The following is a 15463-nucleotide window of genomic DNA, read 5'->3' on the forward strand; positions in this document are numbered from 1 at the left end:
ATAAAAAAACCGCCTCAAACGAGGCGGTTTCTAATGTCGATTTAGCGAGTGAACTACAGCGCTTTGTTGATGTTATCAACCGAGGCTTTGGCATCGCCAAACAGCATCCATGAGTTCTCTTTGAAGAACAGCGGGTTTTGTACACCAGCATAACCAGTGTTCATCGAACGCTTAAACACAATCACTTCTTTGGCATTCCAAACTTCCAATACCGGCATGCCGGCAATCGGGCTGTTTGGATCGTCTTGCGCAGCAGGGTTCACCGTGTCATTGGCACCGATCACCAAAACCACATCCGTTTCAGGGAAGTCATCGTTGATTTCGTCCATTTCCAACACGATGTCATATGGCACTTTGGCTTCTGCCAACAGCACGTTCATGTGACCCGGCAAACGACCAGCAACCGGGTGAATACCAAAGCGAACATCAACGCCAGCGTCGCGCAGTTTTTTCGTAATTTCTGCAACCGGATATTGCGCTTGAGCGACCGCCATACCGTAACCTGGAGTGATGATCACGGAGTTGGCGCTCTTGAGCATTTCGGCCACCTCTTCGGCCGACGTTTCCTTGTGCTCGCCATGCTCTTCGTCACTACTAGAGCTTGAACCATCGGTACCAAAACCACCGGCAATCACACTAATGAACGAGCGGTTCATCGCTTTACACATGATGTAGGACAGAATCGCACCTGACGAACCAACCAAGGCACCAGTCACGATCAGCAAGTCATTGCTCAGCATGAAGCCAGCGGCCGCTGCGGCCCAACCCGAGTAAGAGTTCAGCATGGATACAACCACTGGCATGTCGGCACCACCAATCGAAGCAACCAAGTGCCAGCCAAAAGCAAAGGCAATCAGGGTCATCACGATCAACGGCCAAGTCACACCGCCTTGCTGGACGAAGTGAATCATCAGCACGGTTGAGAACACAATCGCCATCAGGTTGAGCTTGTGCTTGAACGGAATGCTCAGCGGCTTGGACGACATAATGCCGCGTAGCTTACCAAACGCCACAATTGAGCCGGTAAAGGTCACCGCACCAATAAAGACGCCTAAGAAGACTTCGGTGAGGTGAATGTTGACCACTGCAGAGTCCATCGCCAACTTTTCAAACTCAGACAGATTGTGGTGTTCAAAGTAGCTGTTGAAACCAACCAGCACCGCCGCTAAACCGACGAAGCTGTGAAGCACCGCCACCAATTCTGGCATTTCGGTCATTTCAACTTTCAGTGCTAAACGGATACCAATAATGGCACCGATCACCATGGCCACCACGATGTAGCCAACGCCGCTGACTTTCGGGTCTAAAATAGTCGCCACCAAGGCGATGGTCATACCGGCAATACCATACCAGTTACCAGCTTTGGCGGTTTCTTGCTTGGACAAGCCAGCAAGCGACAAGATAAATAACAGGGCAGAAACAATGTATGCCGCAGTAACTAATCCTTGAGACATTCTGCTTACTCCCCTTTACTGAACATCTTCAACATCCGGTGGGTGACGGTAAAGCCCCCGAAGATGTTAATGGCGGCAATCAATACCGCAATAAAGGCCAATACAGTGATCAGCCAGCCCTCAAGCCCGACCTGCAATAACGCACCAACAATAATGATGCCGGAAATCGCATTGGTCACACTCATCAGCGGGGTGTGCAAGGCATGGGTGACATTCCATACCACGTAGTAACCGACCACACAGGCCAGAATGAACACAGTGAAGTGGGCAAGAAAATCTGGCGGCGCAACACTACCAACCCAACCGAAGGCTGCAATACCAGCAGCGGCAAGAGCAGGCTTTAACCAAGGCTTCGGCGCTTTTGGCTCTTCCTTGACCGGCTCTGGTTTTGGTTCAGCTTTCGGCGCAGCGCTCACTTGAATCGGTGGAGGTGGGAAAGTGATTTCACCTTCTTTCACCGAGGTCACGCCGCGGATCACCACATCTTCAAAATCGATGTCGATGTTGCCGTCTTTTTCTTTACACAGCAGCTTCAACAAGTTGACCAAGTTGGTGCCGTAAAGCTGGCTTGATTGGCCTGGCAAGCGCGATGGCAAGTCGGTGTAACCAATAATGGTGACATCTTCTTTGACCACGACTTTTTCAGGTTCAGTCAACTCACAGTTACCACCGGTTGCGGCAGCCAAGTCAACAATGACGCTACCTGGCTTCATCAGTTGCACCATGTCTTCGAGGATCAGCTTAGGCGCTGGTTTACCCGGAATGAGTGCCGTAGTGATAATGATGTCGACTTCTTTCGCTTGCTCGCGGAACAAGGCCATTTCCGCAGCAATAAATTCTTCTGACATGACTTTGGCGTAACCATCACCAGAGCCTGCTTCTTCTTCAAAATCGAGCTCTAAGAACTCGGCACCCATGGAGTTAATTTGTTCTTTCACTTCTGGGCGAGTATCGAAGGCGCGGACTTCGGCACCTAAGCTACCGGCAGCACCAATTGCAGCCAAACCGGCAACACCAGCACCAATCACCAAGACTTTGGCCGGTGGCACTTTACCAGCGGCAGTGATCTGGCCAGTAAAGAAGCGGCCAAAGTGGTGAGCCGCTTCTACCACGGCGCGATAACCGGCAATGTTGGCCATTGAGCTGAGCGCGTCGAGCGATTGGGCACGGGAGATCCGTGGCACCATATCCATCGCCATCGCACTGACTTTCTTTTCAGCCAGTTTGTTCAATAACGCTTCATTCTGGGCAGGCCAGATGAAGCTGATCAACAATGCACCCTCTTTCAGTTGATCGGCTTCGTGACCGTCAGCGGTCTCTACCGGACCATTTACTTTTAAGACGATGTCACTTTGCCAAGCCGTTTGACGATCAACGACTTTAGCGCCTGCTTGTTCGTATGCCTCATTACTGAGACTGGAGGCGAGCCCCGCATCCGCTTCAACCACCACATCAAAGCCAAGCTTAAGCAGCTGAGCAATGCTGGTGGGAGTCGCAGCAACACGTTTCTCGTTGTTTGCGATTTCCTGTGGAATCCCGATTTGCATGAGATGGTTCCTAATTGTACTGGTACTCTGTCACACCCCTATGGCTTGTTGCTAAAACGGAGTGTGAAAAACAGGCGTTCTTTATCAGTCATTTACCTTGGTAAATAATTGACCAAGAACAACCCCATGTGGCTTTTTAACGCTGTAAGCTTGTTGTTGGACCTGTTATGAACGGCTTTCATTCGGCTAACGGCCCGTTATTATAGTTGCTCATTTGTAGTAACTGATTGCAGCGACTATTTGAGCAACTTCACTTACCTGTAGGACAAAGTCAACGGGCATGATACCGGCAAGTGAAAAAATATGCATCAAAAATGACTATTTAGTCACAACCATTTGGTTATTTTCTTATCTCAATATTGTTTTCAATAACAAAAACATGGCGTTATTAAATAGACGGCCATTCATCCGTTACCCACTCTGAGTTATTCAAACATCAATCGGATAAACCCGCAGCTGAACTTTTGAGTGTGGTAAAGTGCTGCCAGCACTGTTTTTAACTTTTTTGCGAGTTTGTATGTCCATGCAGTTTCCCAGCTTAGATAGACCCCTTCGAATTGCCATCAACGGCTTTGGCCGCATTGGCCGCAGTGCCTTTCGAGCCTTATATGAATCGGGATTAAGGGATTACATGCAACTGGTCGCAATTAATGAACTGGCGACCCCAGAAGCGATTCGTCATCTAACGCAATACGACACCACCCACGGCCGATTTTTTTTACCGGTCAGCATTGGTGAAGGTGTGCTTTGGGTCGAAGAAGATGCCATTGCCCTCACTCACGAGGCCGATCCAGAGCAGTTGCCATGGGAAGAGCTGCAAGTGGACATTGTGCTCGAATGTACTGGCGTGTTGCACAGCCGCGCAGATGCTGAAAAGCACATCACCGCCGGCGCCAAAAAGGTGATTTTCAGCCACCCTGCCGATCCGGATGTTGATGCCACCATTGTCTTTGGCGTTAACCAACATGAATTGCAACCACAGCACACCATCATTTCTAACGCGTCGTGCACCACCAATTGCTGCGTGCCAGTACTTGGCGTGCTGGACGAAGTGTTTGGCATTGAGCGCGGCGCCATCACCACCATTCACTCGATGATGCACGATCAGATGGTGATTGATGCCTACCACCCTGATTTACGCCGAACCCGCGCCGCCAGTCAGTCGATTATTCCGGTCGATACCAAGCTTGCCCGCGGTATTGAGCGGGTGCTGCCGCACTTGGAAAACAAGTTCGAGGCAATCGCCGTGCGGGTGCCAACCACCAATGTCACCGCCATGGATATTTCTCTCACGCTGTCGACGCGGGTTGATGTTGCCAGCATTAACGCCATGCTGAAGCAAGCGTCTGAAGAGCGCTTTATCGGCATCATGGATTACACCGAAGACGCAGTGGTATCGGCTGACTTCAATCACGATGAGCACTCGGTGATTGTCGATGGCAGCCAAACCCGCGTATCCGATGGCCACTTAGTGAAGTTGCTGATCTGGTGTGACAACGAATGGGGCTATGCCAATCGCATGCTCGATACTTGTTTGGCACTGGCCACCATCACCGCCAATGCCGACGCCCAGCAAGGCGATGATGAGCCAGAAGATAGCGAGTAAGCTGGACTAGGCTTTCGCTCGCTGGTTCAGCGTCAGCCACAGCACACTGGCAGTCACCATCAACAAACCAATGGCCTGACCCCAACCAAAGGGCTCATTCAAAATCAGGTAAGCCATGATCGCGGTGCTGACAGGGCCAACAGAGCTGGTCACCGAGGCTTGATCGGCACCAATGCGGCGAATCGACTCACTGAACAAATACCCTGGGATCACCGTTGCCATAATCGCCATGTAAACGGCATGTCCATAGACTGCCATCGGCTGCTCGAGCAAAGTGACGAGATCGGCAGTGACGGCGTAGTAAACCAGAGCAACGGCACTTGCCGCTGACATCACCAAGCTGCTGAATATGCCCGCGCCAAACCATTGGATCATGTGTTTGCTGCACAAGGTGTAAAAGGCAAAGCAAACGGCCGAGGCCAAAACCAGCAACACGCCAGTCAGGGTGCCTTCGCTGTTGATGCTGAGTTCCGACCACATGCTGATGGCGATGCCAAGCCAACAGCAGGGGATAGTCCACAACAACGGTCGGTGAAAGGTCATGCCAAACAGGCTACAGCCAAGCAAGACAACCAGTAGCGGATAACTGAATAACACCACCCGCTCAAGTTGCGCACTGATATAACTCAGGCCAATAAAGTCCAACAAGCTGGCGATGAAGTAGCCCAAAACCCCAATACCGATAACGGCTAGCCCTTTTTTGCTGCAGAGATGATGAGCTTGGCTTTTTCGGCGCGACCATTGCAGCCACAGGATCACTAAGCTAAATGGCAGCGTGAACGCCATTCGCAGCGCCAATAGGGTGGTTGCATCAACCCCGTATTGGAACGCTAATTTGATCGAAATGGCTTTACTGGAAAACAGTGCTGCAGATGCAACACACAAAAGCGAGCCCAATAAAGCCGAGCGATTTGGCCGCGCCATACTCGGCGGTGGCTTGTCGGTGCAAGTGTCGGTAGTCATCGTTCGCCTCCCTAGCGGTTAGATAACCTTTGCTGATAGGGCTGCGAAACGGAGGGCATTCTGGCTGCGTTTCGCAGCCAGATTTGAATGTTCAGTTACACACGCAAACAGGCTGCCACTCGTTACGCACGAGTAGCGAATCTTGTTTGCGATGGGCGATTGAACAATTCATACAGTTGGTTTTAAACAATGGAATGTCTTGCTTAGAAGCTAGCGGCCACGATTAATCAAGGCAAGGTCATTCGATTATTTATTGACCGTTTGCAAAGCCCCTTTTGGACACTTTTGTTGACACTCGTCCTAGGCGGAAGGGGGGATCATGTTCGTTTTGGCGTTGCCTCAGCAGCAGAGCTGTCGTCATGAGCTTGGGTGCATCTGCCGCATGGAAGCGGGGAACAAAAGGGGACCATGTTCGCTTTGGCGTTACCTCAGCAGCAGAGCTGTCGTCATGAGTTTAGCTGCATCTGCCGCATGGAAGCGGGGAACAAAAGGGAACCATGTTCGCCTTGGCGCTTCCCCAGCAGCAGAGTAGTCGTCATGAGCTTGGGTGCATCTGCCGCATGGAAGCGGCAGCTGAGCCATCAGGGATGATTTCTCGGCGTCACCCAAGATTATGACGACTGCTCTGATGCCCAAAACCAAAAAACGATGCGGATCAAAAAACCAGCCATCGAGTCCATTAAGCTAACCTCAGACGGACCGACAACAGAGTTCAGGCATGGAACAAGACAGCAATCAGCACGGCAGTGAAACACGCTCCAAAATCACCCCGTATGCGTTTCGCGTAGCGCCACAATTATTAGAGACTCCCCTCGCTAGACCATGGCGACGTGGCATCGCCATGCTGATCGACCTTATTGTCGTCGGCTGCGCCGCGGTATTGCTTGATGTCATCTGGGCAATGCCTGTTTTTATTTTGCTGTGGATGATCAAGCAGCACCTCCATGGCACCAGTAAACGCCTAGCCTTAATTGCCGCTTTTATTCTGCTGCCCATTGTCGCAGTGATGCTCAGCGACGATGACGACTTACCACAACAGCAAGGCATCAACGACACACTCACCATTCTCAGTCAGGTACCCAGCTTTATCGCGCTGAATAGCTGCAGCGAGCAGGGCTGTTTTGAACGGGAAGTGGCGGCACTTAAACAGGCATTGGCAGAAACCAGCTTACCCGCTGAGGCGCAATACCAAGTGCTCGCAGAAGCTTTGCAAGAAAGCCCTCTGTCTGCCGCCGAAATAAGTCAGTTACTCGGACCAAGCCCAACGCCCGTTGCAGCCGAAGACAACAACCAACCTGCGGCAGAACCCGCTAGTCACATTACTGAATTGGACGCACAGTTTGGTAATTTGAGCAATGACGACGATTGCCAGCAACAAGTGACGCCAATGGTCTGGCTGCAAGGCGCCATGAAAGATTTGGGTATTGGCTTTAGTTGGGCCATTGCGTATTTCACAGTGCTTCCGGCATGGTTCAATGGCCAAACCATTGGCAAGCGATTACTGCGGACTCAAGTTGTGCGGCTTGATGGACAAGCCTTAACAGCTTGGGGCTGTTTTGGTCGCTACGGTGGCTATGTCGCCGGTTTAGCCACCGGCATGCTGGGCTTTTTGCAAATCTATTGGGATCCAAACCGGCAGGCAATTCAAGACAGAATTGCGGCAACGGCGGTGATTTATCGGAAGCGTGGCCATCAATCCCACTAGTTTGCTAATGGCTTGACCCAACCAACAAAATTCAACTTTGCTTGGCCAACTCCCTTGCCAAACCGACAGCAATCCAACTAAGTTACAATAACTGGTCGGAGGAGTTAATTATGTCGGATAATTACGTTCTTAAAATCTATAACCAATTCAGTAAAATGCCCTTTGGTCAGTGGCTATTTAGCCGTTATGCAGCGCGGCGTGCTCCTTACTTCAAAACCATTAAACCCTTGGTAACTCATATTGCTGAAAACCACTGTGAAGTGCTGATCAAAAAGCGCAAAGCGGTAACCAATCATATTGGCACCGTCCATGTTATTGCCATTTGCAACGGTCTCGAAATGGCAATGGGCTTTATGGCCGAAGCATCGGTCCCCAAACACTTGCGCTGGATCCCCAAAGGCATGACGGTGGATTACACCGCCAAAGCGGAAACTGACATCACCTGCCGAGTTAAAATTAGCCCCGAACTGTGGCAACCCGGCGATATGCTGGTACCGGTCGAAGCGGTTGATCAGCATGGCAAAGTCGTGGTCAAAGGCACCATCACCCTGTGGATCACTGAAAAGGCAGCAAAACCTTAACGACGGGCGTCAATTACGAGCGTCGTTCGGCGCCAGTTGCATTACACTTATAGCCATTGATTCTGACAGTTAGATGTCCCTGACAACACCTGACGAGGTCTATGGGCTTTTCGACTCCCCTTATTATCCGCCTGCGCTCGCCGCTCGTTTGGCTCGTGAGCCTAGCCACTTGCTTATGGCTGATTTCGTCCGCCAGCAATGCCGCGGCAATCCCTGAGCAGGTGACATTTCAGCAACGGCAAATCGCTGTCGAGACATCCATTGGTGCGGTACTGGATATGCACCAAGATCAGTATGGCTTTTTATGGTTTGCTGGGCGTCTCGGGCTAGCGCGCTTTGATGGCTACGACTTTGAGATTTTCCGTTACGACGACACCAACCCCGCCACAATTAGCGCTGACACCGTGCATGACATCGCCCAAGATAGCGACGGCAACCTCTGGTTTGGCACTGAGCGGGGGTTAAGCCGTTACAATTACGCCTCGGAAAACTTTGATAATTTCTACCCAGCACCGCTCTCCGGCCAAGCTAACACGCCAGTCTATCGCATTCATTTCGATAGCAAGGTCAATGACAACACCAATCACGACATCATGTGGCTCGCCACCGGACGCGGCTTATGCCTTGGCCCCAATCAAACGACAGACGCAATCTGCCACAGCAACGACCAAATCCCAGCGACCATGCAGCAGCCAGAAGTATTCGATCTTGCAGCTGATCAAACCGGCCATTTATATCTGGCCTCAAGCAAGGGGTTGATCAGCTGGCATCAGGGCTCCGGTGTCGTTGAGCACTTTGCTGAGCAGCCCAATGTCAGTGACCAACTGCAGACATCACTAATTCGTTCGGTGTTTGTTGATAGCCAAAACCAAATCTGGGTTGGCAGCGAGCAGGGCCTGCTCAAGTACCTGCCAGCAAGCCAAAATTTTGAGTTTTATCCGACCCAACTCGATGCCAGCGCATCAGCCACACAAGACTCACCATCGAGTGCTGCGGTTTGGGATATTTACGAAGATCGTCAGGGCATCTTATGGGTCGCGACCGATGGTTTTGGCGTTCAGTGGCTGAATCGAGAACTCGATCAGTTAATGACACTAGGTAGCTTCGCCAACAACAGCTATTCGCTCGGCTCCAATGCCGTGCGTAGCATTTTGGAAACGGCCAGCGGCGATATGTGGTTTGGCCTTTATCCTAGTAATGTCAGTGTCTTTGAACGCCATAGCTCGCCATTTTACGGCGTCACCGATACCCGCATTAATGAGATTATTGAGCCAATCAATAAGGTCCGTAGTATCGTCGAGGACCATCATGGTCATTTGTGGCTAGCGCTCGATGGCAACGGCCTAGCACGCTATCGGCCGGAAAACGGCCAATACGACTTTTTTCATTACCAGCCGGGCAACATTGCCAGTTTAAGTTCTGATGGTGTGCTCGATCTGCACCTTGATAACGACGGCTGGCTGTGGATTGTCGCTGGCGTCAGCGGCATCACCAAATATCACATCGACAGTGACCGCTTCGTTCGCCTCCCCCCGCTTCATCAAGATGCGGCCAGCCATCACATCAATCATTACTGGACCATTTATCGCGATCGAGCCAACACCTTGTGGCTCGGCTCCATTGGTGGCGGTTTAACCCGAGTAGGAGAGGGCGGCCAGTCCAGCCAAGTCTTTGAGCATGATCCCAATGACCCAACCGCGTTACCAGATATCAATGTCTGGGCCATGCGCGAAGATTCGCAGGGCAACTTTTGGCTGGCGACCGAACAGGGCTTGGCGCGGATGGACCGCGAGCAGCAAGATTTTAAGGTGTACAAAACCACACTTGACGACCCCAGCAGTCTGCACAGCGACCAGATCCGAGCAATTTTTGAAGACGCTCAGGGGCGCCTCTGGATCGGCACCAATGGCGGTGGCCTCAGTCAATTCCACTACCACAACGAGACATTCTCCACCATTACCAGAGAGCACGGGTTGCCATCCGATGTGGTGGTTTCAATTACCGAAGATCGGCAAGGCAACCTCTGGCTAGGCACCGATAGAGGGCTAGTGAGCTTTGATCCAGAGAGCCGCTTAATTCGCAATTTCGACAGCAGTTTTGGCATTGCCGGTAACGTGTTTAATGTCGGCGCCGTGCTATTTTCCAGTTTCGGCGAGATTTTTTTTGGTGGCCAGAGCGGTTATACCCGCTTTGATCCAACCGAAATTAAAGCCCGTAACGCCCGCCCTAAAGTCGTCTTCACCGACATTGAAATTCTCAATGAGCCAGTGCCAATTAACGAGCGCGGTGCGCTGCGGCAAAGCATTTCGGTGGCCGATGAAGTGTGGCTGAACCATCGTCAGAATGTGGTTTCGTTTGAAGTGTCGGCACTAAACTTTCGCAGTAGCGCCGCCAATCGCTACGCCTATAAGCTCGACGGCTTTGATCAGAATTGGATTCAGCTGGGCAATCACCGGCGGATCACCTACACCAATCTCGATGCTGGCACTTACACCCTGCGTGCCAAAGCACAAAACCGCGAAGGCCGCTGGAGCGCTCAGGATGCCACTATCACTTTGCACGTGCGTCCTGCGCCTTGGCGCACTTGGTGGGCCTATAGCCTCTATGTCGCATTGATACTCAGTGTGGTGTTGGCATATGTCCACAATCAGAATAAGCGCCGCCAGGAGCTTGAACAACGCGTTCGGGAGCGCACTCAGGAGCTTCATCAGGCCAATGAAAAACTCACCCAAATTAGCTTTAGCGATCCACTCACCGGACTAAACAACCGACGCTTTTTCGAGCAGTTTATTGATGCCGATGTGGCCGAAGTGACACGGCGTTATGAGTCTTGGCAGCGGCAAAGCGATCAGCCTCCACCAGCAAACAGTGATTTGGCATTCTTTCTGATTGATTTGGACCACTTCAAACAAGTCAATGATGTCCATGGTCACTCGGCTGGCGACATCGTGCTCAAACGTATTGCTGAGTTGCTGAAGCAAGCAACACGAGCTTCTGATTATGTGATTCGCTGGGGAGGAGAGGAGTTTTTGGTACTGTCACGCTTTGTCAGTCACGATTATGCCAGCGATGTCGCCGAGCGCATTTGTCAGTCGGTGCGGCAACAGCCGATCCGAATCAATGATCAATTAGCGCTCGATATTACCTGCTCGGTCGGCTTTGCCTCCTACAATTGTCAGGATCAGCAAGGTCAACAACTCAGCTGGCAACAAATCATCGATATCGCCGACATCAATCTCTATTGTGCTAAAAATTCTGGCCGCAACGGCTGGGTAGGGGTTGCTGGTGATCATCAGCAAGTAAGCGATGTGGGCAGTTACCGCCAGCAAATTGAACAATGCCAGATCAAGGTGTTGACCTCGCTAGAGTCACCGCTGCAATGGTAATCGTTTGGGGGAATGAGTGGCAGCGGTATTGCCGAAGGAGCTGGCGGCAAGCCGCCAGCAAACAGCAGTCGCCTAGTCGGCTTGGTAGGTATCAATCACCACTTTTTCGTGCAGCGACATGGCCAGATTATTGTCGTAATAAGCCGCTTCATTGATAAAGCCCGGATAAACCGTTTCGTCACCTTCATAGCATATGACAGTGCCATCAAAACACTGGAACATGGCATCGCCCGGATGTAGCGGTTTAAAGTCATTATCCTGGACATTGTGGTGCACCATGCCCAAGCGGTTATCCAGCGCATCAACCGGCAATTTGACACATTCGGTGTAGCGGAAGGCTTCCACCGTCGGCGGTAGCTCAGGTAGCTGATCGGTATTCCACAATTCCAGAAAGTCGAGAATATGCTGAGTCATTTGGTGACTTTGCTGATAAACATCGTCACGCAAGACCGCTTGTGGCACTGGGCCAACTTCAACGATCACGCCATATTTGCCAGTCGTTGCCAGCAATCGATGCTCTTCACGCGGCAGATGGTCGAGATCGCGAATAACCAGCACTTCCGGCATTTTCATCGTCACGTAGGCAGCCAGTTTGCGATAAATTTCGCCCGGCTGCAGCAGCAATAACGTCGCGCCCATGTTGCTGGTGGTGGTGTGCAAATCAATAACAAAATCGATCCGTGGATTGGTTTTTGGGCCAATTTGCTGATTGATCGCTTTGGCGCGGCTTTGCTCGTAGCTGGTCAGCTCAGGATTTTCGAGATCAGCGACGGCGAACTGGCGATTCAAGTCATGATCACAATAGCGTTTGTTTTCGCCATGGGCACGAGGGTTGGCAAACACCAGATCAGTGGTAAAACTGTCACGGCTGACCGTTTTCGGTTTTTGCTGATAATGGCGGTATAAATACACACCGGTAAATTCATTGCCATGGGTGCCGCCAACAACCGCGACTCGTTCAATTTTACTCATGCTGCCTTACTTACCGCGATTTGTTTGCGGACCAGAAACGATAAAACGGGCTATCAATCTAGCACCGAATCCAGCGATGCCCAAGCCATCTACGGCTCAGGAATGATCGGTTCAAGCTCCAACCAAGATTGATTTTGCTTCAACATAAAGCTGACTTCCTCGACATACACCTGACCGCGTTCAGAGTATTTGCTGAGCCCCTGCACCATCACGTGCGCATCCAAACCATGTTGAGCACGCTGCATCCGCACCTGCCGATAGGCTTTGTGACTGTTAATGTTGCGCACATAAGCCGCCACCGCCAGCAACGGCGCATCAAATACTGCTACTTCATGATCGGCGCCAGCTTGGCGGTTGAGCGGCACTAGGCCACAACCTTGCTGAAAACACCAATGACCAAAGATATTGTTGCCCTGCTGAGCAAAGCGCGATGTGCCCCAGCCCGATTCTTTCGCGCCTTGGGCCAGTGCCAAGGCAACCGGCACCGCATTAATGCGCCGCTCCAGTTCTTGTTGCAACTGCTCACTCGGCTGACATGGCGCATTGACCCGATAAATCTCGCACAGCCGCAACAGCCAACGCCGTTCGGGCAGGCTGAGTGGCTCTTCACGGGCAATCAAACCAAGCGCAGCTTGGCGAACATTGAGCACATGCTGGTTGGTCTGCTGGACCAGCGGAGCCAAATAATCAGCGAACATTTGTTTGCGCTCTGGCCCTGCAGGGTAAGCGCTAAAGTCCGGCAACGATTCGGCGTCAGACGTGAGCCGGATCGCCGGTAGTCCCGAGGGCGGTACCGGCTTGATTAAACTGATGGTCAGGCTGATTGCCACTGTCAGCAACACCAAACAAACCAAAGCAACACGGATTAAGCGCTGATGACTCAACTGCACACCATTCTCCTGATGGAATCTCGATAATTGCCAGAACGATAGATTTGCTGCGCCCTAAAGACAAGAACAAGCAGCGCTTTAGCTGAGATTTTTGCGAACTAACCAGCAGTGCTTTGGCAGCTGCGACATATTGTCGCAGTTTGCTGGTTTTCCATTGAGCCCGATTCGCCGCTCTCTTATGTTGCCCAACAAATTGATAACAAAATCAAAAACACACTGGAGTTGAACTTGCGACAATCTGCTTTTGGCCCTGCTGTGGCCGTCGCGTGTGGCTGTTTCACCATCACCTCGGCCCAATCCGCCCAACCCGATCACATTGAAGTGATCGGCCATCAACAATTCAACGACGTCGTTGCCGAACTGACCTCAAGTTATCAAAGCCCCGATCCCGGCGAGCTGTTAAAAACACTGCCCGGTGCCAACATCAATCGCAATGGCCCACTGACACCGATTGCCCAATACCGCGGTCTTTATGGTGATCGGGTGGCGGTCATTGTCGATGGCCTAGGTGTCATTGGTACCGGCCCCAATGCAATGGATACGCCGCTCAGTTATGTGCCGATGATATTGCTCGACTCAGTTGAGCTACATCGCGGTATTGCTCCAGTGAGCAGTGCTATCGAGAGCCTTGGCGGTGCTTATCAAATTCATCTTCGGCCGATGCCAAGCGTGCTCACCGACACCTTCCAGTCAGACGCGACCATGCAATTGGGTTACCGCGACAACGGCGATGTGGCGCAAGCGGCAGTGGTTGCCGAAACCGGCAATCGCGATCATGCGGTGCAAGCCTTCTTCGACTGGCGTCGAGCCAGCGACGATACCGAAGCAGGTAACGGCAAAGCGATTGAACCAACCGACTATGACAAGTGGGTAGCGGGGATTAAATACCAGCACAACTTCAACCGCGGCCACTGGCAAGTGTGGGCGCAACGCTTTGACACCCAAGACGCCGGCACCCCGGCATTGCCGATGGATATTCTCTACATTGAAACCGATCGATTTGGCTTTTCCGGCAGCGTCGATTGGCACCATTGGCAAACCGAACTGCAGCTTAGTTATAGCGATGGTGAACACCTGATGGATAACTTCAGCATGCGCGATAACGGCCCGATGACCTCTCGGATGCGACAAAATCTGGCCAATTCCGACGACTTACAATGGTCGCTGACGACACGCCAACGTAGTCAGCAGCAAACCATTGAGCTGGGTTTTGATGGCTTACGCGCCAATCACGACGCCACCATTACTGATCCCACTAACCCGATGTTCAAGATCGCCAACTTCAATGCCATTACAGATGACAAAACCAGCGTCTACGGCAGTTGGATCCAAGCTTTACGCGATTCGGCGTTGTCGTGGCAGGCAGGTTTGCGATTGAGTTATATCGAAGCGGATGCCGGTGTTGTTGAGCATTCGATGGCCGCAATGAATCCGATGATTGCGCAATTAGTTGAGCGGTTTAATGGTGCTGATCGTCAGCAAGAGGATTGGCTGGTTGATGCCACTGTGAGTGTCAACTGGCAGCAATCCAGCCACTGGTCACATTCGCTGGCACTCGGCCATAAACAACGCGCGCCCAGTTATCAGGAGCGATACCTGTGGTTTCCGCTGGAGGCCACTGCCGGCTTAGCCGATGGCCGCAGCTATATCGGCGATCCCAATCTAAATGCAGAATCGGCTTGGCAGTTAGACGTCGCCAGCCGTTGGCAATCGCCCGCGTTTAGCATTGAGCCGCACCTGTTCTACCAGCGCATTGATGATTACATACAAGGGACGCCTCTCCCCGAAGACAACACCTATATGGCCGCCAATAAGGTAGCCACCATGATGTCCGGCAAACCGCCGTTGCTGTTCGCTAACCTTGAAGCCGAATTGTACGGTGCCGATCTTGCGCTCAATTGGCTGATCACAGACCGCCTGCAATGGTCGTCTACGATCAGCTATGTTCGCGGCAAACGCCGCGATTTAAATGACAATCTTTATCGCGTTGCGCCGCCGAACTGGCGTCAACAACTGAGTTATCAATGGCAGCAATGGCAACTGAGCGCCGACTGGCAGCTGGTCGCCGAGCAGGACAAGGTATCAGCTACCAATAGTGAACAGACTACTGGCGGCTATGGACTGGTGGCCTTGGCTATCAGTCGCGAGTTGGATTTTGGCGGCGAGCGCGCCGGATCAATACACCTTGGCGTCGACAACCTGTTCGATAAAGCCTATGCCGATCATCTGGGTGGCTACAACCGAGTTATGGCAGCTGAACAACCCGTTGGTGAGCGGCTCAATGCAGCGGGCCGCGCCATTTGGGCCAAGGTCGAAGTCACTATGTAAACCCCTTTGAATCTCACTCTGGCCCCATATT

10 protein-coding genes are annotated in these 15463 nt (G+C 51.9%); 5 read left to right on the top strand and 5 right to left on the bottom strand.

Going from position 1 to position 15463, the window contains the following annotated elements; genetic code table 11:
- Nucleotides 1-53 precede the first annotated feature (53 nt).
- Entirely contained in the window at nucleotides 54-1454 is a 1401-nt protein-coding gene (pntB, locus tag IC617_RS01410) for a Re/Si-specific NAD(P)(+) transhydrogenase subunit beta (protein ID WP_191143191.1), read from the bottom strand.
- 5 nt (nucleotides 1455-1459) lie between these two features.
- Nucleotides 1460-3001: a Re/Si-specific NAD(P)(+) transhydrogenase subunit alpha gene (locus tag IC617_RS01415; RefSeq protein WP_191143192.1), complete on the bottom strand. Its 1542-nt coding sequence runs from the start codon at nucleotides 2999-3001 to the stop codon at nucleotides 1460-1462.
- Nucleotides 3002-3518: 517 nt separating this feature from the next.
- Between IC617_RS01415 and epd the strand changes: the two genes are divergently transcribed.
- Nucleotides 3519-4607, top strand: coding sequence for an erythrose-4-phosphate dehydrogenase (gene epd / locus IC617_RS01420; RefSeq protein WP_224745702.1), 1089 nt, complete (start codon nucleotides 3519-3521; stop codon nucleotides 4605-4607).
- 6 nt (nucleotides 4608-4613) lie between these two features.
- Here the strand turns inward: epd and IC617_RS01425 are convergent, their stop codons facing one another.
- Nucleotides 4614-5570 (bottom strand): DMT family transporter, encoded by a 957-nt coding sequence (locus IC617_RS01425; protein WP_191143193.1) that lies wholly within the window; start codon nucleotides 5568-5570, stop codon nucleotides 4614-4616.
- Nucleotides 5571-6288: 718 nt separating this feature from the next.
- On the opposite strand from IC617_RS01425, the gene IC617_RS01430 reads away from it, so the two are divergent.
- From IC617_RS01430 to IC617_RS01440, 3 genes are all read left to right on the top strand, one after another.
- Nucleotides 6289-7275: an RDD family protein gene (locus tag IC617_RS01430; RefSeq protein ID WP_191143194.1), complete on the top strand. Its 987-nt coding sequence runs from the start codon at nucleotides 6289-6291 to the stop codon at nucleotides 7273-7275.
- A gap of 110 nt (nucleotides 7276-7385) precedes the next feature.
- A complete protein-coding gene (locus IC617_RS01435) occupies nucleotides 7386-7856 on the top strand; it encodes a hotdog fold domain-containing protein (protein ID WP_191143195.1) in 471 nt (156 codons plus the stop codon).
- A 155-nt stretch (nucleotides 7857-8011) separates the two neighbouring features.
- Complete coding sequence (locus IC617_RS01440; RefSeq protein WP_191143196.1) at nucleotides 8012-11242, top strand: two-component regulator propeller domain-containing protein; 3231 nt, start codon at nucleotides 8012-8014, stop codon at nucleotides 11240-11242.
- A 72-nt stretch (nucleotides 11243-11314) separates the two neighbouring features.
- Here IC617_RS01440 and IC617_RS01445 read toward each other — a convergent pair whose 3' ends face one another.
- Both IC617_RS01445 and IC617_RS01450 read right to left on the bottom strand, forming a co-directional pair.
- Nucleotides 11315-12214: an aspartoacylase gene (locus IC617_RS01445; protein ID WP_191143197.1), complete on the bottom strand. Its 900-nt coding sequence runs from the start codon at nucleotides 12212-12214 to the stop codon at nucleotides 11315-11317.
- A gap of 89 nt (nucleotides 12215-12303) precedes the next feature.
- Nucleotides 12304-13104: a glucosaminidase domain-containing protein gene (locus IC617_RS01450; protein WP_191143198.1), complete on the bottom strand. Its 801-nt coding sequence runs from the start codon at nucleotides 13102-13104 to the stop codon at nucleotides 12304-12306.
- A gap of 228 nt (nucleotides 13105-13332) precedes the next feature.
- Here IC617_RS01450 and IC617_RS01455 point away from each other — a divergent pair, with 228 nt between their 5' ends.
- Nucleotides 13333-15432, top strand: a complete 2100-nt coding sequence (locus IC617_RS01455; protein WP_191143199.1) for a TonB-dependent receptor — start codon at nucleotides 13333-13335, stop codon at nucleotides 15430-15432.
- The last annotated feature ends 31 nt before the right edge of the window (nucleotides 15433-15463 follow it).

The organism is Neiella litorisoli, from assembly GCF_014773395.1.
GTDB lineage: Bacteria > Pseudomonadota > Gammaproteobacteria > Enterobacterales > Neiellaceae > Neiella > Neiella litorisoli.

Bases quoted from the DNA above. Each gene is read 5' to 3' on its own strand.
- pntB (WP_191143191.1), bottom strand. From the start codon at position 1,454: ATGTCTCAAGGATTAGTTACTGCGGCATACATTGTTTCTGCCCTGTTA.
- IC617_RS01415 (WP_191143192.1), bottom strand. From the start codon at position 3,001: ATGCAAATCGGGATTCCACAGGAAATCGCAAACAACGAGAAACGTGTT.
- epd (WP_224745702.1), top strand. From the start codon at position 3,519: ATGTCCATGCAGTTTCCCAGCTTAGATAGACCCCTTCGAATTGCCATC.
- IC617_RS01425 (WP_191143193.1), bottom strand. From the start codon at position 5,570: ATGACTACCGACACTTGCACCGACAAGCCACCGCCGAGTATGGCGCGG.
- IC617_RS01430 (WP_191143194.1), top strand. From the start codon at position 6,289: ATGGAACAAGACAGCAATCAGCACGGCAGTGAAACACGCTCCAAAATC.
- IC617_RS01435 (WP_191143195.1), top strand. From the start codon at position 7,386: ATGTCGGATAATTACGTTCTTAAAATCTATAACCAATTCAGTAAAATG.
- IC617_RS01445 (WP_191143197.1), bottom strand. From the start codon at position 12,214: ATGAGTAAAATTGAACGAGTCGCGGTTGTTGGCGGCACCCATGGCAAT.